This window comes from Amycolatopsis oliviviridis, from assembly GCF_014654365.1.
In the GTDB taxonomy this organism is placed as follows: domain Bacteria; phylum Actinomycetota; class Actinomycetes; order Mycobacteriales; family Pseudonocardiaceae; genus Amycolatopsis; species Amycolatopsis oliviviridis.
Map to the genome: position 1 here is coordinate 502,591 of NZ_BNAY01000007.1, position 23,374 is coordinate 525,964.

Sequence of the window (23,374 nt, forward strand, 5' to 3'; positions counted from 1 at the left end):
AATCGGCCGCGACGGTGATGAGCCGCCTCGGCGCCGACGATCTTGACAGAGGTATGGATAACCGTTATCTATACCTCTCAGGTGGAGGTGCGATCGGATGCAGGACGTGGTGCTGGCGCTGCTGGCGAAGGAGCCCGCGCATGGGTACGAGCTGCGGGCCAGGGTGCGTGACGCGCTCGGTCCGCTCGGAGACGCCATGAACGCCGGGCAGATCTACGTGACCCTGACCAGGTTGACGAAGGCCGGGATGGTGACCTCGGAACGTGCCGAGGGCTTGCCGGACCGGCCGGACCGGCGCGTCTACGCGCTCACTCCCCGCGGCCAGGACAGGGTCACGTCGTGGTTGTCGGAGGTGAGCTGGCCGAAGCCCGATCTCACGGAGTTCCACCTCAAGCTGGTGTCCGCCGCCACCGCGCGCCTCGCCGATCCCGTGGCGCTCGTCGACGCCCAGCGGCGTGAGGTACTGCGCAGGCTGCGGGACGCGCAGCGGGCAGCCTTGGACAGATCGGTGGACCCGGTCGCCGCGCTGCTGCTGGAAGGTGTCGTGCTCCGGTTGCGAGCCGACCTGGAATGGCTGGAGGCGTGCGAACGTACCTGGCAAGGGCGAAGGACGGGCGCATGACCGAGGAACTGCTCCGGGCACACCGGCTGAGCATGCGGTACGGCCAGGGCGAAGGGCTGGTGCGCGCGGTCGACGAGGTCGACCTCTCCGTGCCCGCCGGGCAGACGCTGGCCATCATGGGCCCCAGCGGCTGCGGGAAGTCCACGCTCCTGCACCTGCTGGGCGGTCTGCAGCGCCCCACCGCGGGACGGGTGTGGCTGGCCGGTCGCCGGACCGACACGCTCGGCGAGCGGGCCCTGGCCCGGCTGAGGCGGAGCACGGTCGGGTTCGTGTTCCAGTCGTTCCACCTCATGGAGGAGCTGACGGCGGTGGAGAACGTCGAGCTGGCCGGGTTGCTGGGCGGGCAGTCTCCCCGTGCGGCGCGGCGGCGCGCCAGGTATCTGCTGGACCGGGTCGGGCTCGACGATCGGGCCGGTCACCTGCCCTCGGCCCTGTCCGGCGGCCAGCGCCAGCGGGTCGCCGTCGCTCGCGCGCTCTGCAACGAACCCCTCGTCGTGCTGGCCGACGAACCCACCGGGAACCTGGACAGTACGGCGACCCTGGAGATGCTGCGCTTGTTCGAGGATCTGCGCTCCATGGGACAGACGCTGGTCGTGGTCACCCACGACACCCGGATCGCCGCGGTCGCCGACCGGGTGATCACCATGCGCGACGGGGCTTTCGCCGACGACAGCCGGCTCGCCGGCGTCACTTCGGGGCTCCTGCACGACGGGTGGCGCTGACGTGGCGGGCCGCCTGCTGCTCGTACTCCGGCTCCTGGTGCGAGACCTGCGCCGACGCCCCGCCGAGACCCTCCTGCTGCTGATCGCCATCACCGCCGCGACCGGCACGCTGACCCTCGGCCTCGCGCTCGACGACGGCGCCGCCCTGCCCTACGAGCACACCCGGTCGGCCACCGCGGGCCCCGACGTCGTGGCGAGACCGCTGTCCACCGGCGACGACGCGCTGGCCGACCTCGCGCCGCTGACGACCGCGCCCGGCGTCACCGGCCACAGTGGACCGTATCCCGTCGCCTTCCTCGAACTGACCGCCCGCGGCAATGCCGTGCAGGCCGTCGTCGAAGGCCGCGACACCGCGCCGTCGGCCCTCGACCGACCGGCGATCATCGACGGTACCTGGGTACGCCCCGGCGGCGTTGTCGTCGAGCGCGCGTTCGCCGAAGCTCTCGGAGTGCACCCCGGCGACACCGTCGACGTCGGCGGCCACGCGCTGCACGTCCTCGGGATCGCGGTCACGGCGGCCAGGACCACCTATCCCTATGCGGGATGGCACTTTCCCGGCAGCCCGTTGAGCGAGCGCGGCGGCCTGGTCTGGGTCCACGACCGGGACATCGCGACGCTCGCCGGTGGCGAGCCGACGACCTACAGCTTGAATCTCGCGCTCGACGACCCGGCGGCGAGCGAGGCCTTCATCGACAGGGTCCGGCCCTCACTCGACCGTGCCGACTTCGACGGCGGGCTCACCCTCACCACCTGGCAGGTCATCGCCGACCTCGACGGCAGACCGGTCGAACGAGCACAGGAACCCTTGCTGATCGGCAGCTGGCTCCTCACCGCGCTCGCCGTCGCCGGTGTCTCGGGGATCGTCGCGGGCAGGATCGCCGGGCAACGCCGCCGCGTGGGCCTGCTCAAGGCAGTCGGCGCCGGCCCGGCCATGATCGCGTTCGTCCACCTCGCCGAGTACCTCGTGGTCGGACTGACCGCTGCGGGCGCCGGCCTCGTCACGAGCTGGCTCGCCGCACCCGCGCTGATCCATCCGAACGCGGGCCTCCTCACCACGGCCGGTCCCCGGCCACCCAGCTTGAGCGTGGTGGTCGTCGCTGTGGCACTCGCCATCACGATCGCCGTGGCGGCGACACTGGCGCCCGCCGTGCGCGCGGTCGCGACCAGCACCACCGCGGCACTCGCCGACAGTGCGGCACCGCCGCGCCGCAGCCGGTGGCGCATCCGGCTTTCGCGCCGCCTGCCCGTCACTTTGCTGATCGGAGTGCGCATGAACGCGCGTCGGCCACACCGCGCGTGGCTCGTCACGGTGAACACCTTCGTCACCACGACCGCACTGGTCGCCGTCCTCATGAACCAGGTCCAAGACCGGTCGTTCCCTGTCGGCGACGCGGACTTGGCCAACCCGCTCACCGAAGGGACCGGCCAATCCGTGTTCGTCGTGACCATCGTCTTGGTCGTCCTCGCGGTGATCAACACCGCGGTGAGCACATGGACCGCGGTTCTCGACACCCGGCACCCACTGGCCGTCGCCCGTACGCTCGGCGCCACACCCGGGCAGACCGGGATGGGCCTGACCGTGGCTCAGCTGCTCCCTGCCCTTCCCGGTGCCGCCGCCGGGATCCCTTGTGGCCTCGGGCTTTTCCTGTTCGCCTGGCGCGGCCGGCCCCAGTACCCGCCCGGTTCCTGGCTCCTCGCACCCGGACTCGGGATCCTGCTCACCATCACCCTGTGCACAGTCATTCCGGTACTCGTTCTCTCGCGACGCCCGGTCGCGGACGCACTCCAGAGAACTCCGCTCTTTCGCGTGTTGTGAAGCGTCGAGGCCGACTATCGGTCGGGTTGTATCACTGGATCGAGAACGTGACCCCGCTCGGCGCTGGAAGGCCGGCGTGTTTCAGGACTGCTCCAGGGAAATGGGGTCAGGAACTCACGGAGCGCCGAGGCGAGGTCGCCAGGGTTCTCCTCTGCCATGTGGTGTCCGGACTCGATGGCGGACCCACGGACGTCCACGCTCCAATCACGCCAGATGGCGACGGGATCGCCGTAGAGGTGTTCGAGGTCGTCGAGGCTGGACCACAGTACGAGTACCGGGCAGGCGATCCTGTTGCCGGCCGCTTTGTCGGCGTCGTCGGCTTCGCGATCGAGGCCGAGCCCCGCGCGGTAATCCTCGAGCATGGCGTGGACGGTTTCAGGATCGTGGATCGCGCGAAGGAAGTCGGCGTGGTTCTCGGCGCCCATCGCTTCGGGATCGCCGCCGTACCAAGCGTCCGGATCCGCGTTGATGACCCTCTCGGCGGGTTTCGCGAGCTGGCCGAAGAAGAACCAGTGCCACCAGGCCTGAGCGAACTTCGCGTCGGCGCGGCCGAGATGCTCGCCGATCGGGACACCGTCCAAGACGGCGAGTTTCGTGACGGACGCCGGATGGTCAAGGGCGAGCCGGTAGGCGACCGAACTACCTCTGTCGTGACCTGCGACGGCGAACCGCTCGTGGCCGAGATGGCGCATGAGCGCGACGATGTCGTTAGCCATGGCACGTTTCGAATGCGCGGAGTGATCTTCGGTGCTCTCGGGCTTCGAGGATTGGCCGTAGCCGCGAAGGTCCGGGCAGACGACGGTGAATGCGTCCGCGAGCCGGGGCGCGACGTCGTACCAGGTGGTGTGTGTGCGGGGATGTCCGTGCAGGAGCACGAGAGGCGGCCCCGAGCCGCCGTGGCGGACCCTTAGGGTCACTTCGCCGACGTCGACTTCTTCGAGCGTGAATCCTTCGAACATGGGTTTCCGTTCTTTGCGGCGTGTTTTCGTCGGCTATGACCCTTGGAAGGTCCCGAAACGGCGTACGAGGCGAGCCTGGTCCGCGAACCCGACTTCCACGAGGCTCCCGCGGACGCGGTGGAGCCAGCGGACGGAACCCTGGTCGGCTCGACGGGTATTGGCGGTTGCGACACGGCTGGTCCTCACTCGGTGGCGGGTCTTCACGAGTACCCCGCGAACTTGGATTTTGAACCGCTACATCGCAGGGGAGTCGGCGTAGCGAGACGGTGAAGTGGTGGGCGGGAGCTGGCTGGGCCCCCGGCTGCTGAACCGGCTCGTCGGCAGGATTCGCGGTGTCGCTCGCGATCGCGGGAATCGGCCTTAGCGCGGCGACGAACGCCGGGACGGCCGTGGTGGGGGAGACCGACCGCGGCATCGACTCCGGTCTGCTCAACACCGCGCCGCAGCTCGGTTCCGCGCTCGGCACGGCAGTGGTCAGCACGGTAGCGCTCGGGAGTGGTGCGCCGGATCTGCCCTCGGGCATCTTCGTGGCGCTGGGGGCCGCTGACCTGGGCACATTCGCGACCCTGGGGGTGAGCGGGCCGCGAGTCGCGGCTCCGCGCCGCTGATCCATCCCGCGTGCTTAGCCGGCCCTGAACGAGGGTACGTGAAAGGAGATCGACGAGAAGGGAGTCCCATGTCGGACGTCCGCGAATACCTCTCCGAAGTCGAGTACCCGTGCGAGCGCGCTGACCTGCTCCGCAGCGCCACCGCCCAGGGAGCCGGTGACGACGTCCTCGGCCATCTCGGCAAGCTGCCCGAGCAGCGGTACGAGAACGCGAATGCGGTGCACCGACTACTGGGTCAGGACGTCGACCCCCGGGAGATGCCATGAGGCGCGAGTCGCCGAGGAAATCCCTGGTGACCTGAGGAGATTCATGGCTGGACGTCCTGCCAGCGCGGTGTCCCTGTTCACGGCTGTCGGCACGGCCCTGGTTCTGCTGGTCGGCCTGATGGCTCTGATCCGTCACTGGGTGCCCGGCTATTTCGTCCTGTGGTGCGCCGTGCTCGCGGTCGCGGTGGGTTTCCATCTCTGGGCGGCTCGCGGTTCACGGGATGAACGGAAATGATCACTCCAGTCGTGACGGCAGCGGGTGGACGCCGTCCGGAACTGACCTAGGCAGGAAAGGCGGTGGCGCCCTTAAGCCCTTGCCGTCTCGTCGCGACGCGACGCCGACTGCTCGACGCGACAACGGGAACCGTCCCGTCCGAGCGCGGAATGACCCCTGGCGAAGCTCTTCAAACCTGATTCCCGTCCACACTGCCGGGTCGCGACAGGTCTGTCACCGTGAAGACCATGACCACCCCCGGACCAGAGCCACAGGATGCTCCCGGCTTGGAACCTGGCGGTTCCGTACCGCCCGGTGATACCCCGCCGGACGCCGGGCAGACCTCGGGCCTGTCCCATCCGCAGCCGATCCCGTCGCGCAAGCCCGCGGTCATCACGATCATCGTGATCGGGATCCTCGTGGTGGGTGTCGCGGGGTTCTTCGTGCTTCGCGCGCTCGACCTGCTTTGAGAGGCCGAAGCCCGCGGTGAACATGTTCAGGACCGCTCTCACTCGGGTAATCCGCCGGAAAGCACCCGACCGGAGGGAGTCTTCGATGGCCGACAAACTGCGTCCGCCGCAGCAGCAGGAGCCGCCCGGCCTGACGTCCGAGATGGACCCGCGGCCGCGCGACTCCATGGAGGACTACGAGGGCCGTGGCCTGCTGAGCGGTAAACGCGCGCTCATCACCGGCGGCGACTCCGGGATCGGCCGCGCGGTGGCCATCGCCTTCGCGAAGGAGGGCGCCGACGTGGCAATCGCCTACCTCAGTGAGCACGAGGACGCGAAGTACACGGAGGAGCGCGTGCGCGCCGAGGGGCGCGAGTGCCTCCTTCTGCCGGGTGACCTGGCCGAAGCGAAACAGTGCCGGGAGATCGTCGATCGCACGGTCGCGGAACTCGGCGGCCTGGACATCCTGGTCAACAACGTCGCCACCCAATGGCCGGTGGACTCCCCGGAGGAACTCACCGACGAACAGTGGACGCACACCTTCGACGTGAACATCCACAGCTTCTTCCGGGTGACGAACGCCGCGCTGCCCCATCTGGGCGAAGGATCGGTGATCATCAACACCGGTTCGGTGAACGGCCTGCGGGGCAACAAGTCCCTCATCGACTACTCCGCGACCAAGGGCGCCGTGCACGCGTGGACGTACGCGATGGCGCAGGCGCTGGCCGACCGCGGCGTCCGGATCAACTGCGTCGCACCGGGTCCGGTGTGGACACCGCTGATTCCGTCGACCTTCCCGCCCGAGAAGGTGGAGAAGTTCGGCCTGCAGGTCCCGTTCGAGCGCGCCGCTCACCCCGACGACCTCGCGCCGTCGTACGTCTTCCTGGCGTCCAATCGCCTTTCGTCGTACTACAGCGGCGAGGTCATCGCGGCGCTGGGCGGCGAGACCACCCCGGGCTGACCGCTGGTCAGGCGGGGATCGAGCCGGTCTTTCGCAGCCACGAGCGATGCTCGCCCAGTTGAGCGGTGAACGAGGCGAAGAAACCGTCGGGGAGACTCGCCTCGGCCGCCGTGGTGGTGACCACGCCCTGGTCGATCAGGGTTTCGACGTCGTCGGCCAGCTTCGAGGTCACCCCAGCCCGGCGCAACAGATCCAGCCCGGAGCCGAACGCGGCCACTGGCTTCCCGTGCTTGTAGGCCTCGGCGACGAAATGCACCGCATAGCCGTCGCGTTCGAGGATGGAGATCGCACTCGGGCCGCACGGGACGACGACGGCGTCATAGAGCACCGACGCCATGGTGTTGAGCTGCCTGTCCGGTCGAAGGGGATCGCCCTCGCCACCCGGCCGGAGTTCGGCCTCGGTGGGGGAGAGGACCTCGGCGATCGCGCCTTGCTCGGTCAGCGCCTCGACGACGCGCCCGACACCGATCGTGTCCACCCCGTCGGCGGCGAGTACGGCGACTTTCCGGCCGGCCGCCGTGCCGGAAGGCTGGTTGAGCTGGGAAAGCGCGGGCGAGGTGCGGTCGTGGTGCGGCGCGGCCGGCGCGGCAGGCACGCTCACCCCGATCCCCTCGGCCACCCTGGCCGCCAGGTCGTGGTCGACGTTGTTGAGTTCGGTGACCGTGCGGGCCCGGACCTCCCGGTCCTCGACCTTGCCGAGTTCGAACCGGAACGCGGCGACGATGTGCTCGCGTTCGACCGGGGACATGCTGTTCCAGAACAGCGTCGCCTGGCTGTAGAAGTCCTTGAAGCTCTCGCTGCGTTCCCGGATCTTGTGGCCCGAAACGGCTTCGGTGTAGTGCCGGAAGACCCCCGAATCGGCGATCGCCGGGCAGCCGCCGCCGAGCGAGTTCGGGAAGTAGCTCGTCCGTCCCTTGTGGACGTTGTGCTGGCTGTGCCCGTCGCGCTGGTTCGTGTGCACCGGCGCGATCGGCCGGTTCACCGGGAGCTGGGAGAAGTTGGGGCCGCCGAGCCGGATCAGCTGGGTATCGAGGTACGAGAAGTTCCGTGCCTGCAACAGCGGATCGTTGGTGAAGTCGATGCCGGGCACGATGTTGGCGGTGTGGAAGGCGATCTGCTCGGTCTCGGCGAAGAAGTCGTCGGGATTGCGGTCCAGGACCATACGCCCGACCGGCTGGACGGGCACCAGCTCCTCGGGGATGATCTTCGTCGCGTCGAGCAGGTCGAAATCGAAGTCGTGCTCCGCGTCTTCGTCCACCAACTGGACACCCAGTTCCCATTCCGGGTACTGCCCGGACTCGATCGCGTCCCACAGGTCGCGCCGGTTGAAGTCGGGGTCCTTGCCCGCGATCTTCTGGCATTCGTCCCATACCAGGGAATGCGTGCCGAGCACGGGCTTCCAATGGAACTTCACGAAGGTACCCTTGCCTTCGGCGTCGACGAGCCGGAAGGTGTGGACACCGAAGCCCTGCATCATCCGGTAGCTGCGGGGAAGCGCGCGGTCGGACATCAGCCAGAGCACCATGTGCAGGCTTTCCGGTTGCAGCGAGACGAAGTCCCAGAACGTGTCGTGCGCCGACTGCGCCTGCGGGATCTCGTTGTGCGGCTCGGGTTTGACCGCGTGCACGAAGTCGGGGAACTTGATCCCGTCCTGGATGAAGAACACCGGCATGTTGTTGCCGACGAGGTCGTAGTTCCCCTGCCGGGTGTAGAATTTGGTCGCGAAGCCGCGCACGTCGCGGACGGTGTCGGCCGAGCCGCGCGAACCGGCGACAGTGGAGAACCGCACGAACACAGGGATCTTCTCACCGCTGGTGAGGAACTCGGCGACCGTGTAGTCCGCCAGTGCGTCGTCGTAGGCCTCGAAGAAGCCGTAAGCACCCGCGCCGCGCGCGTGCACCACCCGCTCGGGGATGCGCTCGTGGTCGAAATGCGTGATCTTCTCGCGGGCATGGAAATCTTCGAGCAGGGTCGGGCCCCGGGTCCCCGCCGTCAGCGAGTCGTCCGTGTGATCGACCCGGACGCCCTGCTGCGTCGTCAACGCGGTGCCGTCCGGATCCACCCTGCTTCCGTGCAGTTGTTCGTCCTTCGCGTCTTCTCGGTGCTGTGCCACAGATCTCGCCCCTTCGCAGTGGTGGGTTCCCTCGCGGCTACCCGCGCTCGGGATCCGCAAACGGGCAGGTGTGCGAGACGGATACCCGGGGTAACCGGATTGCGAAATCGCGAGGAGGTGCGAATGACGGACGCCCGGAACCGCTGGGCGGCACCATTCGGCTGGATCGCCAGGGCGTTCCGGGTTCCGGGGGAGGAACGCCGGAACCTGGTCCAGACCACGAAGGCCGCGGTGGCGGCGGTGCTCGCGTGGATCGTCGCGACCTCGGTGCTGGAGTTGCCCCAACCTTTCCTGGCACCGTACGCGGCCGTGTTCCTCGTGCAGGCCACCGTCTACCGGTCGCTGCGCGGCTGGGCGCAGCAGGTCGGCGCGGTGAGCGTGGGAGTGCTGCTCGCGGCGGGCGCCGGCCAGGTCATCCCGTCGGTGACGGTGGCGCTCGGGCTGGTCGTCTTCACCGGGTTGCTGGTCGGTTCGTGGCGGGGATTCGGCGACTCGGGCGTGTGGATCGGGGTCACCGGCATGCTGCTGATCTCCTACGGCAGCGCGACCGAACCCATCCTGCTCGCGGACAGGCTGCTGGAAACCGCACTGGGGGCTGCGATCGGCGCGGTCCTGAATGCGGTGGTCCTGCCACCGCTGCACGGGGAACGCCTGCGGGCGGCGACGTCCCGGCTGGCCTCGGCGATCGCGGACGTCCTCGACGAGACGGCGGCGCTGGTCCGCGGCGGCGAACCGCCCGAAGCGGCCGACCGCCTGCACGACCGGATGCGTGACGTCCGCAGTCTGGTCGCCGAAGCGGAGGACGCGATCGACTGGACCAGGGAAGGCCGGTACCTGAATCTCCGCGGGCGGCGTGAGACCCGTGAGGAGCCGCTGGCGAACCTCGTCACCCTGTGGCCGCCGCTCGCCCAGCTGATCGACGCGGTGAGCGAAGCCGCCCGGAGCGAGCAGCCGTTCCGGCATCCCGGCGAGTACGCGCGCGGGGTCGTCGGCGAGCTGCTCGAAGCGCTCGCCGCGGTGACCCGTTCGGGTGACCCCCAGAGGCTCGATCGATGCCGTGAGCTGGTCGGAGAGATCGACCACCTGCTCGTCACACCCACCGACGAGGTCACCACGTCGATCGGGCTCGGAGCCATGGCGCTGCCTGCCCGGCGTCTCGTCCAGCGGCTCCACGCCGATTAAGTCGGGGCGACGATGGGTAACCACACCCATGGCCAGCAACGGCAAGCGGATCGTGGTCACCGGTGCCACCGGCAATGTCGGCACCGCCGTGGTGCGCGCGCTCGGCGCGGACCCGGACGTGGGGTCGATCGTCGGCGTCGCAAGGCGCCCCACCCAGTGGCAGAGCCCGAAGACCGAGTTCGTCACCGCCGACGTCGCCCGCGACGACCTTCGTGCTGTGTTCGACGGGGCCGACGTGGTGATCCACTTGGCTTGGCTCTTCCAGCCCACGCATCGGCCCGAGGTGACGTGGCGGTCCAATGTGCTCGGTTCGATCCGGGTTTTCGAAGCCGTCCAGGCGATGCGGGTGCCGGCGCTGGTCTCCGCGTCGTCGATCGGGGCCTACTCGCCGCGGGACGACGATCGTCCCGTGACCGAGGATTGGCCGACCCACGGTTCGCCGCGATCCGCGTACACTCGCGAAAAGGCTTATGTGGAAAGGGTTCTCGAGGCGTTCGACCGAAGCCATCCGCGGCTGCGCGTCGTGCGGTTGCGCCCCGGTTTCCTCTTCCAGAGGGCGGCAGCACCCGAACAACGACGCCTGTTCGGCGGGCCGTTCGTGCCCGGCAAGCTCGTGCGCCCGTCGCTGATCCCGGTGATCCCGGACATCCCGCAGCTGAGAATCCAGACCGCGCACACCGAAGACGTGGCCGACGCTTATCGGCGCTGTGCGCTTCAGGAGGTCAAAGGGGCGTTCAACGTCGCCGCCGATCCCGTGCTGGACACTCGCGGACTGGCGCGGATCTTCGGTGCCAAACCGGTGAAGGTGCCGGCCGTCCTCGTCCGGCGCGCGCTCGCCGCGGCCTGGTCGCTGCATCTGGTGCCGGCCACACCAGGCCTGTTCGACGCCGTCCTGCACCTGCCGGTGATGGACTGCACGCGTGCCAGGGAAGAACTGGGCTGGACGCCGCGGTACTCGTCGGAGGACGCGATCCGGGCGTTCCTCGAAGGACTGCGTGAGGGCGGAGGGTTCCCGACCGAACCGCTGAGAGCGGACGTCGGCAGGGGCCACGAACTGGCCACCGGCGTGGGGGAGCGGCCGTGAACGAGAAGGCTCTGCTTCACACTGGGCTCGCGCACTACGAGAGTGAACAAGGTCCTCGAACCGCGAAGGTGCTGATATGAGGGAACGATTCCATGGCGAACTGGGCGTCCTCGGCGACCTCCTGTCGACCATGTGCGGCATGGCGTGCGAGGAGCTGCGCCTGGCGAACCGGGTCTTCCTCGACCGGGACGTGGAAGCCGCAGTCGAACTGGCGACGGTCGAGGCGAAGCTGAACGCGGCGCGGACCGAATGCGAGGAGACGGCGCAGAAGCTGCTCGCTTTGCAGGCGCCGGTCGCCGGAGACCTGCGGACCGTGCTCGCGGCGGTGTTCTGCGCCGACCGCCTGGAGCGGATGGGTGACCTGGCCCAGCACATCGCCGAGCAGGCCGCGCGAGAGCCCGAATTCGCCGTCCCTGCAGCGCTCGCCGGCAGGTTCGGTGAGATGGCCGGTCTGGTGTGCTCGATGGCGGAGGATCTCGGAGCGGCGATCGAAGGACCGACGGCCGAGGTGTTCCATTCGCTGGCCCGGACCGACGAGCGGGTCGACGCGTTGTACGAGGAGCTGATGACGCTGGTCACCGGCCCGGAGTGGGCCGACGGTGTGGGACCCGCGATTTCGGTGGCGCTGCTGGCGCGGTTCTACGAGCGCTTCGCCGACCAGGTCGTCTCGGTGGCCCGGCGGGTGGACTTCACGCTCACCGGCGAGCTGCCGGAATCCTCCGTGCGCGATGCTCCCGTCGAGCTGTGAGCGCCGGCGCGTGAGGGCGGCACAACGACCACGGGACGTGGTCCACGACTGAGCGTTCTGGTACTTGCCGGTGGCGAGATCGGCCAGCCGGGCAAGGTCTCGGCGAGCTCAGCGGCTCACGGCGATCTCTCGCTCCACGCTCGACAGCTTCTCAGGATTCCGTACGTGGTAGGCGCCGGTGACGTAGCCGTTCTCGACCCGCACCGCGAGCACGCCATCGATCTCACCATCGACACGGATGAGCAGCCCTGGGCCACCGTTGATCTGTACGAGCTCGACCGACCTTTTCGCCTCGCGTTTCCACCAGCCGATGGCCAGCAGGCGAGCGACCTTATCGGCGCCCACGATGGGTCGCGGCAGGGCGTGTTTGACTCCTCCGCCGTCGCTGAGGGCGACGACGTCCGGCGCGAGGATGTCGAGGAGGCCTTGTAGGTCGCCGGTTTCGACCGCTACCTGGAAGGCTTGGAGCGCGGCGCGGTGTTCGGTGGGGGAGCCGGTGCCGCGGGGTCTGCGTGCGGCGACGTGTGCCCGTGCCCGGTGGGCGATCTGGCGGACGGCGGCGGGGGTTTTCTCGACGGCTTGGGCGATTTCGTCGTAGTCGAGAGCGAAGGCCTCGCGCAGCACGAACACAGCCCGTTCGGTCGGTGCGAGCGTCTCCAGCACCAGCAGCATCGCCATCGAGACGCTCTCGGCCAACTCCACGTCCTCGGCCACGTCCGGCGCGGTCAGCAGCGGCTCGGGCAGCCACGGGCCGACGTAGGACTCCTTGCGCCTGCCGAGCGTCCGCAAGCGTTTGAGCGCCTGCCGGGTGGTGATCCGGATCAAGAACGCGCGCGGGTCCAGCACTGTGCCGAGGTCGACGCCCACCCACCGCAGCCAGGTCTCCTGCAGGACATCCTCGGCATCGGCAGCCGAACCGAGCATCTCGTAGGCGACGGTGAACAGCAGGTTGCGATGGGCCACGAACGCCTCGGTGGCCGTGTCCGTCGGTTGCTCGCGTGGTTCGCTCGTCGCCGATTCCTGACTCTTCGTTCGCGCCTGTGCCATAGCCATACGATCCCGGCTCTCGCTGCTTTGTGACATCGACGGTCGGTGGCCTCCGTCACATGGCCGAGCTGTCACAAGGAGGGGATCACCGGGATCTCTTGCTCGTCATGGCACACCGGCTCGAGCAACCGATTCTCGGCATGCCCCCGGCCAGAACTACAGCGAGTAGGAGAGGCAGATCATGGACATCACCACTTTCGCGGTGGCAGGAGCGACCGGGCGGCTGGGCCGCCACGTCGTAGACGTCCTCGCCGAACGGGGGCACAAGGTCGTGCCGATGTCCCGGGCCACCGGCGTGGACATCATCACCCGTGAGGGGCTCGCCGAGGCTCTCAGCGGGGTCGACGTCATCATCGACGTCGCGTCGTGGCACGGCTCCGAGCAGGAAGCGGCGACGGACTTCTTCCGCACGTCGGCCCGCACTCTGCAGGAAGCCGGCCAGAAGGCAGGCGTCGCCGGGATCACCGTGGCGTCCATCATCGGCGTCGACAAGGCCACCGCCGGCTTCCTCGCTGCGAAGAAGGTGCACGAGGAGCTCCTCCTGTCCGGCCCGCTCCCCGTCCGTATCCTGCGGGCCTCGCAGTTCCACGAGTTCGTCGGCCAGCTCCTGGACTGGAGGCAGGGCGACATCGCCTACCTTCCGAGCTTGCCGACGCAGCTCGTGGCCTGCCGCACCGTGGCGGAGGAACTGGTCGACCTGGCCACCGCTCCCGCTCCCGCCCAAGGAACACGGATCCCTGAGATCGCCGGGCCCCGCAAGGAAACCCTGGCGGACGCGGCTCGGCTTCTCGGCGCTCGCCGGGGCATCAAGGTCGTCAGCGTCGACGACTCCGGAATGCCCGATGCCGGGATCGCCGCCAAGGGTGGTTTCCTGCCCAGCCCGCACGCCAAGCTCGCCGGACTCACCTTCCAGGAATGGCTCGACAGCCAACCCTGAGCAGGCCGTAAGAGGCCGTAAGCCAAGACGTCACGTCTCCCACGATCCCGGAGGAAGAACAGAATGACGACACCGCTGGAATTGCCGCTGCACATGCGCCGGAACGGGCTCGACCCGGTCGAGGAGCTGGCGCGGGCTCGCGACCGCGAGGGGGTGGTGCGGGTGGAGACGCCGTTCGGTCTGCCCGCGTACCTGGTCTGCCGCCACGAGGACGTTCGCCGGGTCCTGTCGGATCCGGCCAAGTTCAGCAGCGCGCTGACGCCGTTCCCAGGAGCCGAGCAGATGACCGCCGAGGAACTGGCCAAGATGCAGGCTGGGCAGCTGATCGGGTTCGACCCGCCCGAACACACGCGGTTGCGCCGGATGCTCACCCCGGAATTCACCGTGCGCCGGATCCGCAGACTCGAGCCGCGGATCACCGAGATCGTCCAGGCGGCTCTGGATGATCTGGAGCAGGCGGGCCAGCCGGCCGACCTGGTCGAGCACTTCGCGCTGCCGGTGCCGTCGCTGGTGATCTGCGAGTTGCTGGGTGTGCCGTACAGCGACCGCGCCGAGTTCCAGGAGCGTTCCGTTCGCCTGCTGGACACCTCCTTGCCGATGGAGCAGCGCATCGCGGCGCAGCGGGATGACCGCGCCTACATGGCAGGTCTGGCGGCCTCCGCGCAGGCGGATCCGGGCGAGGACATGCTGGGCATGCTGGTGCGCGAGCATGGCGACGATCTCGGTACCGACGAGCTGATCGGCATCGCGGGACTGCTGCTGCTGGCCGGGCATGAGACGACTTCGAACATGCTCGGCCTGGGCACCCTGGCCCTGCTGCGGCACCCGGACCAGCTGGCGATGATCCGCGAGGATCCGGCGCGGGTCGAACCCGCCGTCGAGGAGTTGTTGCGCTGGCTGTCCATTCTGAACTCGCTGCCGCCGCGCACGACCACGACGGAGGTGGAGATCGCCGGGCACGTCATCCCCGCGGGCTCGCTTGTGATCTGCTCGCTTTCCGCCGCCAACCGCGACCCTGCCGTGATCGACGATCCCGAGCACCTCGACATCACCCGGGAATCCACCGGCCACGTCGCCTTCGGACATGGCGTGCACCATTGCCTCGGGGCGCCGCTGGCACGGATGGAGATGCGCATCGCCTTTCCGGCGCTGCTGAAGCGCTTCCCCGGCCTCGCCCTGGCCGATCCGGATGAGCAGGTGGACTTCCGAGCCCTCAGCCTCGTATACGGCGTGAACAGGCTGCGGGTGACCTGGTGAGCGGGAAGGCGCGTACTGGGCTCTGAGCAGGGGTACAGGGAAATGAGCTCAACGAGAAGGAGGTTCGACACGAGAAGCCGCTCGTGTTCGGCGAACCAGATGGGTTCCGGGTTCCCGTCGGGTATCCGCTGCCTCGGTCCATTGTGGATCGAGTATCACCGCGGCCACCACCACACCGAGGTGCTCGACGTCCCGCAGGGCAAGGGATCGGCCTGCCGGACGGCGCACGCCAAAAACCATCCGGTCGTGGAACGACGATGTGGCCGGCCCCGTGCTGGGGCCGGCCACATCGTGTGCAAACGGCCTGGGTTGGGAGAACCGGCCGTCCTCCTCACCGCGTGGTCGGGCAACGACCCTGGTGCGGTGAGGTGGTCTGAAAGGGACTAGGACTGACCAGGGCGCTGCACGTCACCGCGCCAGGCGCCGGTCTCGGAACCGCCGCGGTTTTCGAGGAAGGTCTTGAAGCGGTCGAGGTCGCCTTGGACGCGGCGGTCGAGGATGCCGAGCTTGTCGGCGACGTTCTCCACGAATCCTTCGGGATCGATGTCCATCTGGACGGTGACCCGGGTCTTGTGTTCGTCGAGGCGGTGCACGGTGACGACGCCGGCGTGGTTCGGGCCGTCGTCGGACTTCCACGCGACGCGTTCGTCCGGGTGCTGCTCGGTGATGGTGGCGTCGAATTCCCTGGAGACGCCGGCCACGGTGATGGTCCAGTGTGTGTGAGTGTTGTCGCGCTGTTCGACTCGTTCCACGCCTTCCATGAAGTGCGGGAAGTCGGCGAATTGGGTCCATTGGTTGTAGACGTCGGTGACCGGCGCCTCGACGTCGACGGACTTGGTGATCGTGCTCATCAAGCGCCTCCTTGGGGCTGGCCTGTTTCGTGTTCGCCTCCTGATACCCCGCCACGGCCGGTCGAAACCAGCGAACGTCTCCATCGGCGGGATCAGTCCGACCAGCCGACCACACCGACGTAGGCGAAGTTCTGGTAGCCGCAGCCGGTCCAGGTGACGAGGTAGCCCTCGGCACGTTTCTGCTGGGCGAGCTGAGAGCCGGCGGTGTTGCACTGGGCGAGGGTGGATCCGGTGATCGTCTGCTGGTAGTACGCCGGCGTGGCTTGCGCGGGCGTGGCGATGGTGAGTGACAGGGCGATGATCGCCGTGGCGGTACGCGGTTTCTTCAGCACAGGGACAGTCGAACACGTCGTCGGCTCCCGCCCTGTGGGTAGTTTCCGCAGTGAGCGAGCCGTCGAGACCGGCCTGACGTCGACGAGTGAAATCCGGCAGAACGGGTAAAAGTTCGATATGACTGAAGGTCGAGTGGCGGTGTTCGCGCCGTCTCCGCAGCTGACGGTGACAGTGGAAGAGCTGGACGGGGCGCCGGACGTCCACGTGCACGCGGGCGGGCAGGGGGTGTGGCAGTCGCGGATGATCGACGCCCTCGGCGGACGGGCGGTGTTGTGCTGCGCCCTGGGTGGGGAGACCGGGCGGGTGTTACGGCATCTGGTCGGCGTCGATGCCGAGGTCCGCGATGTCGCGGCGCGCAACGGCGCCTACGTGCACGATCGGCGTGATGGCCGACGGGACGAGGTGGTGCGGATGCCCGCGGACGCGTTGACCCGGCACGAACTCGACGATCTGTACGAGCTGATGTTGGTCCACGGTTTACGTGCGGACGTGGCGATCCTCAGCGGGCCTGACGAGGACGACGTGCCGGTGCCACATGCGGTGTACGAGCGGCTCACCCGCGATCTGGGCAGGCACGGCACGCCGGTCGTGGTGGACCTGTCCGGGGAACGACTCACCCGGGCACTCGCGGGCGGTCCGGCGGTGATCAAGGTCAGTCACGAGGAAATGGTCGAGGACGGGCTGGCAAAATCGGATTCGTTGTCCGATCTCGCGGACGGGTGCCGTGAGCTGGCGTCGGGCGGCGCCCGGGCGGTCGTCGTTTCCCGCGCGGCCGACGAGACGCTCGCCTGCCTCGAAGGCAGGCTGGTTCTGGCGGAGTCGCCCGACCTGACGCCGGTCGACACCCGCGGCGGCGGGGACTCGATGACCGCGGGGCTCGCGGTCGGCTTGGCGCAAGGCCGGTCGCTGGAGGACGCGGTGAAGCTCGGGGCCGCGGCGGGTGCGATCAACGTGACACGACACGGTCTCGGTTCGGGTAGCGACGGCGCCGTGCGGGAACTCACCGGACGAGTACGTCTGAAACCGTGGGAGGCTTCCTGATGCGTGCCCTGATCACCAATGACGACGGTATCGATTCGCCGGGCCTGACGGCGCTGGCCCGGGGCGCGGCGGACCACGGTTGGACGGTGGTGGTCGCCGCACCCGCGGCGGAAGCCAGCGGAACAAGCGCGGGGCTGACCGGCGCCGGGGGAGCGGGACGGGTCGCGGTCGAACGGCGGGACCTGCCCGGCCTGCCCGGTGTGCCGGCGTTCGCCGTCGCCGCCCATCCCGGGCTGATCGCCTTGGCGGCTGCGCAGGGAACGTTCGGCGAGCCTCCGGAGATCTTGCTGTCCGGAGTGAACCACGGGGCGAACGTCGGGCGGGCGATCCTGCACTCGGGCACGGTCGGCGCGGCGCTGACCGCGTCTATCAACGGCGCCAGGGCTCTCGCGGTGTCTCTCGACGTGGGATTGGACCCCGGCCCGCGACCTCACTGGAACACCGCCGTCGCTGTCGCCTCGATCCTGTTCGACAGGCTTACGGAACTGCCCGCCGGCACGGTCTTGAACCTCAATGTGCCCGATCGTCCCGAGGCAGGGGCCCCGAAACGCACCTGCCTGGCCGAATTCGGCGCCGTACGCAGTCACATCCAGAACGGCGAGGACGGCGCGTTCACCCTCACCGCCGTCACGGGCGAGGGGCAGTTGTCGCCGGGCAGTGACGCCCGCCTGCTGAGTGAAGGCCACGCGACGGTGACCGCGCTGAAGTCGGTCGCCGAAGACCCTGGCCTGGACTGGTGAACGCCCGCATGCCTCCCGACAACCGGGAAAACTGCTTATCCGCCGAAGAGCTCGCTGAGCTGAACCCGCAGCAGCGAAAGGCGCGGCTGGGCCAGGTGCTGTTGCCTCTCGTGCAGGAGCACCAGCCCATCCTGGCCGTGCACGTCACGAAAGCACTGCTGGAACTGGAGGACGACGAGGTGCTCGCCTTGCTTGAGAACCGCTCGCGCCTCGAACGAAAGATCGAGGACGCGACGGCCGAACTCGCGAGACAGGACGAATTGACGCGACGAGCCGGTCTTCGTCGGCACACCGACGGCTGAACCGGCCCCGGCGCGGTTTTCATCTTGTCGTTCCCGTCGCCGTGATGGACGGCAGCGTGCGGTCGGTATCGGCGATCCTGGCGAACCTCGCCGTCAGGGGTGCCAGTACCGGTGACAGGAGTGCTTTGTCGGCCATCCTGCGCAGCGCCAGGCCCTGCCGGGTCCGGGGGAAGGCGAACGGTTTGATCCAGCGGGGGAGTTGCTGGACGTCGTCGACGAGTGGCCGCATCCAAGCCTCGTAGGCCGTGAGGCCGGTGGCGAGCGAGCCGGATCCGGTGTCGGACAGGCAGGCGGCGAGGACGTAGCCGCTGACGAGTGCGAGCGAGGCGCCGCCGCCACCCATCGGGGTCACGCACCAGGCGGCGTCACCGGCCAGGCATACCCGCCCGCGGTGCCAGGTGGGCATGCGGATCTGGGTGAGGTGGTCGAAGTAGACGTCGTCGGAGCCGTCGAATCCGTCCAGGATCCGGCGAGCTTCCCAGCCCACGCCGGAGAAGCGATCCCGGATCCGGGCCAGTGCCTCGGCCTGGTCGAGCCGGGTCGGGTCTTCGGCCTCGGTGCAGGCGAGGATGGCGCGCGTGGTGCCGTGGTTGTCCGGCCGCAAGTGGACCTGCCGTCCGCCGACCGTGGTGTACCAGCGCCATCGGCTGTCGTCTTCTGTGGTGCGCGGGATGGTGCCGAAGACCATGGTGATGCCCAGCGCGCGGCGGTCGACCTGGCCCTCGAAGAGCAGGTCGCGGGTGGTGGAGCGCACGCCTTCGGCGACGACCAGCAGGTCGGCGTGCAGGACCCGGCCGGCGTTCGTGGTCACGGTGACCCTTTCGGCCTCTTCCTGGACCGCGGCGATGGTGTCGCCGTAACCGATCTCGACTCCCTCGGGCAGGTGCCGCAGGATCGTGCGGGCGAAGTCGCCGCGCAGGATTTCGAGTTCGGCGGTCGCGCCGTCCGGGCCGTCGGAGGGCAGTTCCACGAGCACTTCGCCCGAGGCGTCCACGAAGACAGTGCCGGTCTCGGTGGTGTTCTGCGCTCTCACCGCCTCCGTCAGGCCCATCTTCGCGAGTACCTCGCGGCCGACGCCGCGGACGTCGACGTTCTGCCCGCCGTCGCGAAACTCCGTCGCCCGCTCCAGCACGGTCACCTCCCAGCCGGTGCACCGAAGCCAGAAAGCGGCCGAGAGCCCGGCGATGCTCGCGCCGGACACCACAGCGTGTCGAGTGGTCATCCGAGTTCCCTCTCGGTAGCCGACATAGTAGCTTTACTGCAAAGCTACTATGCTGCAAAGGAGATCGCCATGGTCGACGCCGACCCGTTGGCCGAGAGCTGGACGCCGGCCCAGATCGAAGTGATGCAGCGGCTTCGGGACTGGGCGGTCGGCTTCGGTGAACTGCATCGGCATCTCGCCGTCTGGATGCGGCTGCCCGTTTCGGACGCCCAGGCGCTGGGCCAGATCACCTGGGCCGCCGAAGCGGGCACGCCGCTGTCGCCCGCGGAGCTGTCCCGGCGGATCGCCATGACCACCGGTGCCACCACGATTCTGCTGAACCGGCTCGAGGACGCCGGGCATGTCCAGCGCAGCCGTGAGAGCAGCGATCGTCGCCGAGTCACCCTGCGTCCGACCCCCGACGCGCGCGAACACGCCCGCCGATTCCTCGCCTTCGCCGGGGCCGAGATCGCGGCCACGCTCCGCGCCGCCGACCCCGAGGAACTCCGCGTCGTCACCACGTTCCTGTCGAAGATCACCGAAGCGATGAATGACGCCAACCGGCGCTTGGACCACGGCCCGGCGCCCGACCGCACATCCTGAGGCCGGTGGGTGCGAAACGACAGTCGAAGTCCGAAGTAGACTTAGCGAAGCCGACGGGGCAAACCCGGTCAGCCGGACTGGGGATCGGTGTCGTCGTGCGGGTCACCGGAGGACGTCCCTTGTTCGCCCCGGACTTCCTCGCGCTCGTCCGACTCCGTCTTTCGCTTGTTCTCGTCCGGTCCAGTGGCCTTCTCGCCGTCATTCGTCATGACTTCGAATACCCGCTCCCCGCAGCACCAATCGTGCGCGTTTGGTGAGGTGCGGCGAGGGTAACCCTGAGAGTCGAAGGAGATGATCATGGGACAGCGTTTTCACAAGGGGGGAAGCGGTGCACAAGCCCGAGGCCTTGGAGAAGACGTGAGCGAAGACTTCCGAATTGCGGTCAACATGACTCCGGCTGAACTGGACAAGTGGCTGAACATCGACGAATCCCGGTCGGCGTATCGTCACCTTGTCGCGGAGGAAGAAGGCTGATCTGACGGGCCTGAGTTCGGCCGGTTCGCGGCCGAGATGACGGGTACCCGGGGGTATGAGCGACTACCGGCACACCGCCACCATCGAGATGCCCGCCGCCGATCTGTTCGCCTACTTGCGCGAACCACGGAATCTGCCTCGTTATTTCCCGCAGATGAGCCGGGCCGAGCCTGAAGGCGGCGATGTGGTCCATGTCGAAGCCGATGTCCACGGTGAACATGTGGAGGGCGAAGCGTGGCTGAAGGTGGACGAAAGCAACCGTTCACTACGCTGGGGTGCCCAAGGGCCGCATGACTATCAGGGGGAGTTGTCGATCGACGACGCCGGTCCGGCGGAGTCCCGCCTCACGGTCACTCTGCACAGCGTCCGTGATGCCGACGACGAAGAAGTTCAGCATGGACTCGAGGAGACGGTGGCGGCGCTGGCACACCGCGCGACCGCGGAATCCGATGTGGACGCCGCGGAGCAACAAGGCGGTTGGGCCGGGCACTGACCCGACGATCCCATAGGAAAGCAACGAAGATCTTGTTCGAGTGAAAGGGATCCGGCCGATCCGTGAGTGATCGGCCGGACCCTTCGGCTCGTCAATGTCGTGTTCGGTGGTGCCCCGTCCCATCTCAGGGGTGCAGGACGACTTTCGTCCAGCCGTCCTCGCGCTTGTCGAAGTGTTCGTAACCTTCCGCCGCCTGGTCGAGGTTCAGCTTGCCCTCCTTGGCGAGGTCGCCTTCGGCGCCGGGGTCCTGGGGAACGTAGACGCCGACCACGTCGATACCGCCTGTCGGTTTGACCGCGGCCACCAGCTCGTTGAGCACGATCTCCGGCTGTTCGGTGCCGTCAGGACCATGAGCCTGGTAGCCGACGGCGTCGACCCCGCGATCGGCGCCGCCGTCGGTGAGGTCGGTGATCCGCTCGACGGCGTCGCCCGCGGACCGATCGATCGGGGTCCCGCCCACCTGTTCGGCGAGTTTGAGCCGGTCCGGCTGATGGTCGACGACGAAGACGCGCGATGCTCCCTTGATCGCGGCGGCGTGCGCGGCCATGAGGCCCACGGGGCCCGCACCGTAGATGACGATGGTCTCGCCCGGTTGCATCTTCGCCAGCTCGACGCCGTGCCAGCCGGTCGGGAATGTCCGAGAGCATCGTGTAGTCGAGTTCATGCTCGGTGCCCTCGGGGAGTACGAGGGCGTTGAAATCCGCCCACGGGACACGCAGGTATTCGGCCTGGCCGCCGTTGTAGGGGCCCATGCTCGCGTATCCGTACGCGGCACCGGCACTGCCGGGGTTCGCACGCAGGCAGAAACCGGTCAGCCCCTTGAAACAGTTGTCACAGCTCTCGTGCGTCCGTGACCGTCCTTGACGGCGACGTCGAACGGTCCTTGGTAAACCAGTGCCCGCATGGGTGCCTCTTTCGAACTTGGTAAATGGGTACGGATCCGTCGGATCAAACGTCCGCTCGTTTCCTGGCGGGTTTCCGCTCCGCGCCACGAGCGACGGCTATGCCCACGGCGAGCGCGGCAAGCGATGTCAGCGCGTGAAGGACGTTGTCGGCCCAGTTGAAGTTCACCGTGTCGCCGGCCGAAGTGGTCGCTGCCGAAAGAACGCCGAAGGCGGTCAAGCCCGCGAAGGCTATGAAGACCATCCACATGTAGCTGTAAATCGCCGACGGCTTCAGCACCGCCGCCACTCCCAGGACTCCGATGACGGCGCGGATGATGTTCAGCATCCCGGTGGCACTGAAGATCCAGATCGTGTTCTCGCCTGTCTGGTTGGCTTCCGGCAAGAAAAAGAAGCCGAGCACGCCCAGTACGAGATGGACCAGCGCGATGACCAGTACCACCGGTCGTAAAGACCGTCCTATCGTGTTCTCGTTCATCGAAATGCCTCCGTTCGAAGGCCTGGCGCTGTGCTGGATCCGGGAACCGGCGGCAAACCGGTGCTCGTCAACGACGCGGCCGGGCCGAGCGCGGCGGTGGCCGACCGGCTGGCTGCTCAACAAGCCGACCACCATTCAACTGGTACCCGTAGCCGGTGCCGTCACACGCGAAGTCCTCATCGGATTCGCTACGGTCACAGTTCGAGGTGATGGTCCACAAGCCAGGTGGCGACCTGATGCAGTTTCAGATTGGCCGCTTGGGACGCTTCGACCAGCAGCCGGAAAGCTTCGACCGGCCCGATGCCGTGGTGGTTCATCAGGATTCCCTTGGCCATGCCGATGACGTCCCGATGTACGAGGGCGGAGTGGAGGTGGGCCTCGGTCTGGGCTCCGATGAGGGCGATCGCGGAGTGGGAAGCGAAGATCTCCCCCTCCCGCTGGGTCCGATCGCTGAACGCGCAGACACCGCGTGAGTAGAGGTTCAAGGCACCGAGAGTGGTTTCGCTGACGAACAGCCGGTAGGAGAGCATCGAGCGCACCCCGGTCTCGGCAGCGGCGAGGGTGAACGCGGGCCAGCGGTCTTCGGTGGTGAGATCTCCGGTGCGATAGCTCTGGTGATCGGCGATCGCGTCGAGGCAAGGACCCTGGCCGGTGCGGTACTGCACTTCGTCGATGGTGGCCACCACTTCGTCGGTGGGGGCGACCGTCCGGATCCGGCGCTTGCGTTCGACCAGGGAGATCCCGGCGTAGTCCGCCCCGGGGACATGGTCCACGGCGGCCTTGACGATCGCCGCCAAGGTCGATTCGACGTCGGGTTCGGCTTGCAGGGTGCGGGCGATCGAACCGAGTGCCGCGCTCACGGTGTCGTCCACGAGACTCTCAGGGCTGGACACGGCCGCCTCCTTCGTCGCCCGTACAACGCAAGGTCTGCCGTGAGGCTCGGTGAACCGCAGGCGCCACTGGGGGAATAC

At 68.1% G+C, this 23,374-nt stretch carries 28 protein-coding genes and 1 pseudogene; 19 read left to right on the forward strand and 10 right to left on the reverse strand.

Going from position 1 to position 23,374, the window contains the following annotated elements; translation table 11 throughout:
- The first annotated feature begins 97 nt into the window (after positions 1 to 97).
- Genes IE302_RS29895 through IE302_RS29905 form a run of 3 tightly spaced genes read left to right on the forward strand, consistent with a single transcriptional unit; the run spans position 98 to position 3,160 of the window.
- Positions 98 to 622 (forward strand): PadR family transcriptional regulator, encoded by a 525-nt coding sequence (locus tag IE302_RS29895; RefSeq protein WP_191257749.1) that lies wholly within the window; start codon positions 98 to 100, stop codon positions 620 to 622.
- Positions 619 to 1,344, forward strand: coding sequence for an ABC transporter ATP-binding protein (locus tag IE302_RS29900; RefSeq protein WP_191257750.1), 726 nt, complete (start codon positions 619 to 621; stop codon positions 1,342 to 1,344). The genes IE302_RS29895 and IE302_RS29900 overlap by 4 nt, the downstream gene beginning before the upstream one ends.
- A 1-nt stretch (position 1,345) precedes the next feature.
- The gene (locus IE302_RS29905; protein ID WP_191257751.1) at positions 1,346 to 3,160 is read left to right on the forward strand and encodes an FtsX-like permease family protein; all 1,815 of its coding nucleotides are present in this window, start codon (positions 1,346 to 1,348) and stop codon (positions 3,158 to 3,160) included.
- 14 nt (positions 3,161 to 3,174) lie between these two features.
- On the opposite strand, the gene IE302_RS29910 is transcribed toward IE302_RS29905, so the two are convergent.
- Positions 3,175 to 4,119 (reverse strand): alpha/beta fold hydrolase, encoded by a 945-nt coding sequence (locus IE302_RS29910; RefSeq protein ID WP_191257752.1) that lies wholly within the window; start codon positions 4,117 to 4,119, stop codon positions 3,175 to 3,177.
- Between the two features lie 332 nt (positions 4,120 to 4,451).
- Between IE302_RS29910 and IE302_RS29915 the strand changes: the two genes are divergently transcribed.
- The 5 genes from IE302_RS29915 to IE302_RS29935 all read left to right on the forward strand — a co-directional run bounded on the left by IE302_RS29915 (position 4,452) and on the right by IE302_RS29935 (position 6,617).
- On the forward strand, positions 4,452 to 4,727 hold the full coding sequence (locus IE302_RS29915) for an MFS transporter (RefSeq protein ID WP_191257753.1): 276 nt from the start codon (positions 4,452 to 4,454) through the stop codon (positions 4,725 to 4,727).
- A 68-nt stretch (positions 4,728 to 4,795) separates the two neighbouring features.
- The gene (locus IE302_RS29920) at positions 4,796 to 4,993 is read left to right on the forward strand and encodes a DUF2795 domain-containing protein (RefSeq protein ID WP_191257754.1); all 198 of its coding nucleotides are present in this window, start codon (positions 4,796 to 4,798) and stop codon (positions 4,991 to 4,993) included.
- 43 nt (positions 4,994 to 5,036) lie between these two features.
- Positions 5,037 to 5,228, forward strand: coding sequence for a hypothetical protein (locus IE302_RS29925; protein WP_191257755.1), 192 nt, complete (start codon positions 5,037 to 5,039; stop codon positions 5,226 to 5,228).
- A gap of 227 nt (positions 5,229 to 5,455) precedes the next feature.
- Positions 5,456 to 5,677 (forward strand): DUF6480 family protein, encoded by a 222-nt coding sequence (locus tag IE302_RS29930; RefSeq protein WP_191257756.1) that lies wholly within the window; start codon positions 5,456 to 5,458, stop codon positions 5,675 to 5,677.
- An 85-nt stretch (positions 5,678 to 5,762) separates the two neighbouring features.
- On the forward strand, positions 5,763 to 6,617 hold the full coding sequence (locus IE302_RS29935; RefSeq protein ID WP_191257757.1) for an SDR family oxidoreductase: 855 nt from the start codon (positions 5,763 to 5,765) through the stop codon (positions 6,615 to 6,617).
- Between the two features lie 7 nt (positions 6,618 to 6,624).
- On the opposite strand, the gene IE302_RS29940 is transcribed toward IE302_RS29935, so the two are convergent.
- Positions 6,625 to 8,730, reverse strand: a complete 2,106-nt coding sequence (locus IE302_RS29940; RefSeq protein WP_191257758.1) for a catalase — start codon at positions 8,728 to 8,730, stop codon at positions 6,625 to 6,627.
- Positions 8,731 to 8,853: 123 nt separating this feature from the next.
- Between IE302_RS29940 and IE302_RS29945 the strand changes: the two genes are divergently transcribed.
- The 3 genes from IE302_RS29945 (at position 8,854) to IE302_RS29955 (ending at position 11,744) form a co-directional block, all read left to right on the forward strand.
- Entirely contained in the window at positions 8,854 to 9,912 is a 1,059-nt protein-coding gene (locus tag IE302_RS29945) for an FUSC family protein (RefSeq protein ID WP_191257759.1), read from the forward strand.
- 28 nt (positions 9,913 to 9,940) lie between these two features.
- On the forward strand, positions 9,941 to 10,996 hold the full coding sequence (locus IE302_RS29950) for an NAD-dependent epimerase/dehydratase family protein (RefSeq protein ID WP_191257760.1): 1,056 nt from the start codon (positions 9,941 to 9,943) through the stop codon (positions 10,994 to 10,996).
- Positions 10,997 to 11,072: 76 nt separating this feature from the next.
- Entirely contained in the window at positions 11,073 to 11,744 is a 672-nt protein-coding gene (locus IE302_RS29955) for a phosphate signaling complex PhoU family protein (protein ID WP_191257761.1), read from the forward strand.
- Between the two features lie 108 nt (positions 11,745 to 11,852).
- Here the strand turns inward: IE302_RS29955 and IE302_RS29960 are convergent, their stop codons facing one another.
- Positions 11,853 to 12,791 carry an RNA polymerase sigma-70 factor gene (locus IE302_RS29960; RefSeq protein ID WP_373308034.1) on the reverse strand — a complete coding sequence of 313 codons (939 nt, stop codon included), beginning with the start codon at positions 12,789 to 12,791 and terminating at the stop codon, positions 11,853 to 11,855.
- 181 nt (positions 12,792 to 12,972) lie between these two features.
- Here IE302_RS29960 and IE302_RS29965 point away from each other — a divergent pair, with 181 nt between their 5' ends.
- Together IE302_RS29965 and IE302_RS29970 are read left to right on the forward strand one after the other, a co-directional pair.
- The gene (locus IE302_RS29965) at positions 12,973 to 13,728 is read left to right on the forward strand and encodes an SDR family oxidoreductase (RefSeq protein ID WP_191257763.1); all 756 of its coding nucleotides are present in this window, start codon (positions 12,973 to 12,975) and stop codon (positions 13,726 to 13,728) included.
- A gap of 63 nt (positions 13,729 to 13,791) precedes the next feature.
- Positions 13,792 to 14,985, forward strand: a complete 1,194-nt coding sequence (locus IE302_RS29970; protein ID WP_191257764.1) for a cytochrome P450 — start codon at positions 13,792 to 13,794, stop codon at positions 14,983 to 14,985.
- Between the two features lie 383 nt (positions 14,986 to 15,368).
- Here the strand turns inward: IE302_RS29970 and IE302_RS29975 are convergent, their stop codons facing one another.
- Both IE302_RS29975 and IE302_RS29980 read right to left on the reverse strand, forming a co-directional pair.
- Positions 15,369 to 15,836, reverse strand: coding sequence for an SRPBCC family protein (locus IE302_RS29975; protein ID WP_191257765.1), 468 nt, complete (start codon positions 15,834 to 15,836; stop codon positions 15,369 to 15,371).
- A gap of 92 nt (positions 15,837 to 15,928) precedes the next feature.
- Complete coding sequence (locus IE302_RS29980; protein WP_191257766.1) at positions 15,929 to 16,168, reverse strand: hypothetical protein; 240 nt, start codon at positions 16,166 to 16,168, stop codon at positions 15,929 to 15,931.
- Between the two features lie 118 nt (positions 16,169 to 16,286).
- On the opposite strand from IE302_RS29980, the gene IE302_RS29985 reads away from it, so the two are divergent.
- Genes IE302_RS29985 through IE302_RS29995 form a run of 3 tightly spaced genes read left to right on the forward strand, consistent with a single transcriptional unit; the run spans position 16,287 to position 18,252 of the window.
- On the forward strand, positions 16,287 to 17,210 hold the full coding sequence (locus IE302_RS29985) for a 1-phosphofructokinase family hexose kinase (RefSeq protein ID WP_229908013.1): 924 nt from the start codon (positions 16,287 to 16,289) through the stop codon (positions 17,208 to 17,210).
- Positions 17,210 to 17,950, forward strand: a complete 741-nt coding sequence (gene surE, locus IE302_RS29990) for a 5'/3'-nucleotidase SurE (protein WP_191257767.1) — start codon at positions 17,210 to 17,212, stop codon at positions 17,948 to 17,950. Before IE302_RS29985 ends, surE begins: the two co-directional genes overlap by 1 nt.
- An 8-nt stretch (positions 17,951 to 17,958) precedes the next feature.
- Positions 17,959 to 18,252 carry a hypothetical protein gene (locus IE302_RS29995; protein WP_191257768.1) on the forward strand — a complete coding sequence of 98 codons (294 nt, stop codon included), beginning with the start codon at positions 17,959 to 17,961 and terminating at the stop codon, positions 18,250 to 18,252.
- A gap of 19 nt (positions 18,253 to 18,271) precedes the next feature.
- Here the strand turns inward: IE302_RS29995 and IE302_RS30000 are convergent, their stop codons facing one another.
- On the reverse strand, positions 18,272 to 19,474 hold the full coding sequence (locus IE302_RS30000) for an FAD-dependent oxidoreductase (protein ID WP_191257769.1): 1,203 nt from the start codon (positions 19,472 to 19,474) through the stop codon (positions 18,272 to 18,274).
- A gap of 69 nt (positions 19,475 to 19,543) precedes the next feature.
- Between IE302_RS30000 and IE302_RS30005 the strand changes: the two genes are divergently transcribed.
- Positions 19,544 to 20,056, forward strand: a complete 513-nt coding sequence (locus tag IE302_RS30005; RefSeq protein WP_191257770.1) for a MarR family winged helix-turn-helix transcriptional regulator — start codon at positions 19,544 to 19,546, stop codon at positions 20,054 to 20,056.
- Positions 20,057 to 20,124: 68 nt separating this feature from the next.
- Here IE302_RS30005 and IE302_RS30010 read toward each other — a convergent pair whose 3' ends face one another.
- Entirely contained in the window at positions 20,125 to 20,265 is a 141-nt protein-coding gene (locus IE302_RS30010) for a hypothetical protein (RefSeq protein WP_191257771.1), read from the reverse strand.
- Positions 20,266 to 20,353: 88 nt separating this feature from the next.
- Here IE302_RS30010 and IE302_RS30015 point away from each other — a divergent pair, with 88 nt between their 5' ends.
- Together IE302_RS30015 and IE302_RS30020 are read left to right on the forward strand one after the other, a co-directional pair.
- Positions 20,354 to 20,530 carry a DUF3140 domain-containing protein gene (locus IE302_RS30015; RefSeq protein WP_191257772.1) on the forward strand — a complete coding sequence of 59 codons (177 nt, stop codon included), beginning with the start codon at positions 20,354 to 20,356 and terminating at the stop codon, positions 20,528 to 20,530.
- A 55-nt stretch (positions 20,531 to 20,585) separates the two neighbouring features.
- Positions 20,586 to 21,023 (forward strand): SRPBCC family protein, encoded by a 438-nt coding sequence (locus IE302_RS30020; protein WP_191257773.1) that lies wholly within the window; start codon positions 20,586 to 20,588, stop codon positions 21,021 to 21,023.
- Positions 21,024 to 21,147: 124 nt separating this feature from the next.
- Here IE302_RS30020 and IE302_RS30025 read toward each other — a convergent pair.
- From IE302_RS30025 to IE302_RS30040, 3 genes and pseudogenes are all read right to left on the reverse strand, one after another.
- Positions 21,148 to 21,859: pseudogene (locus tag IE302_RS30025) on the reverse strand (zinc-binding dehydrogenase); the annotation flags it as partial.
- Positions 21,860 to 21,971: 112 nt separating this feature from the next.
- Positions 21,972 to 22,403: a DUF4383 domain-containing protein gene (locus tag IE302_RS30035; protein WP_191257774.1), complete on the reverse strand. Its 432-nt coding sequence runs from the start codon at positions 22,401 to 22,403 to the stop codon at positions 21,972 to 21,974.
- A 194-nt stretch (positions 22,404 to 22,597) separates the two neighbouring features.
- The gene (locus IE302_RS30040; RefSeq protein ID WP_229908014.1) at positions 22,598 to 23,296 is read right to left on the reverse strand and encodes a GAF and ANTAR domain-containing protein; all 699 of its coding nucleotides are present in this window, start codon (positions 23,294 to 23,296) and stop codon (positions 22,598 to 22,600) included.
- Positions 23,297 to 23,374: the final 78 nt, after the last annotated feature.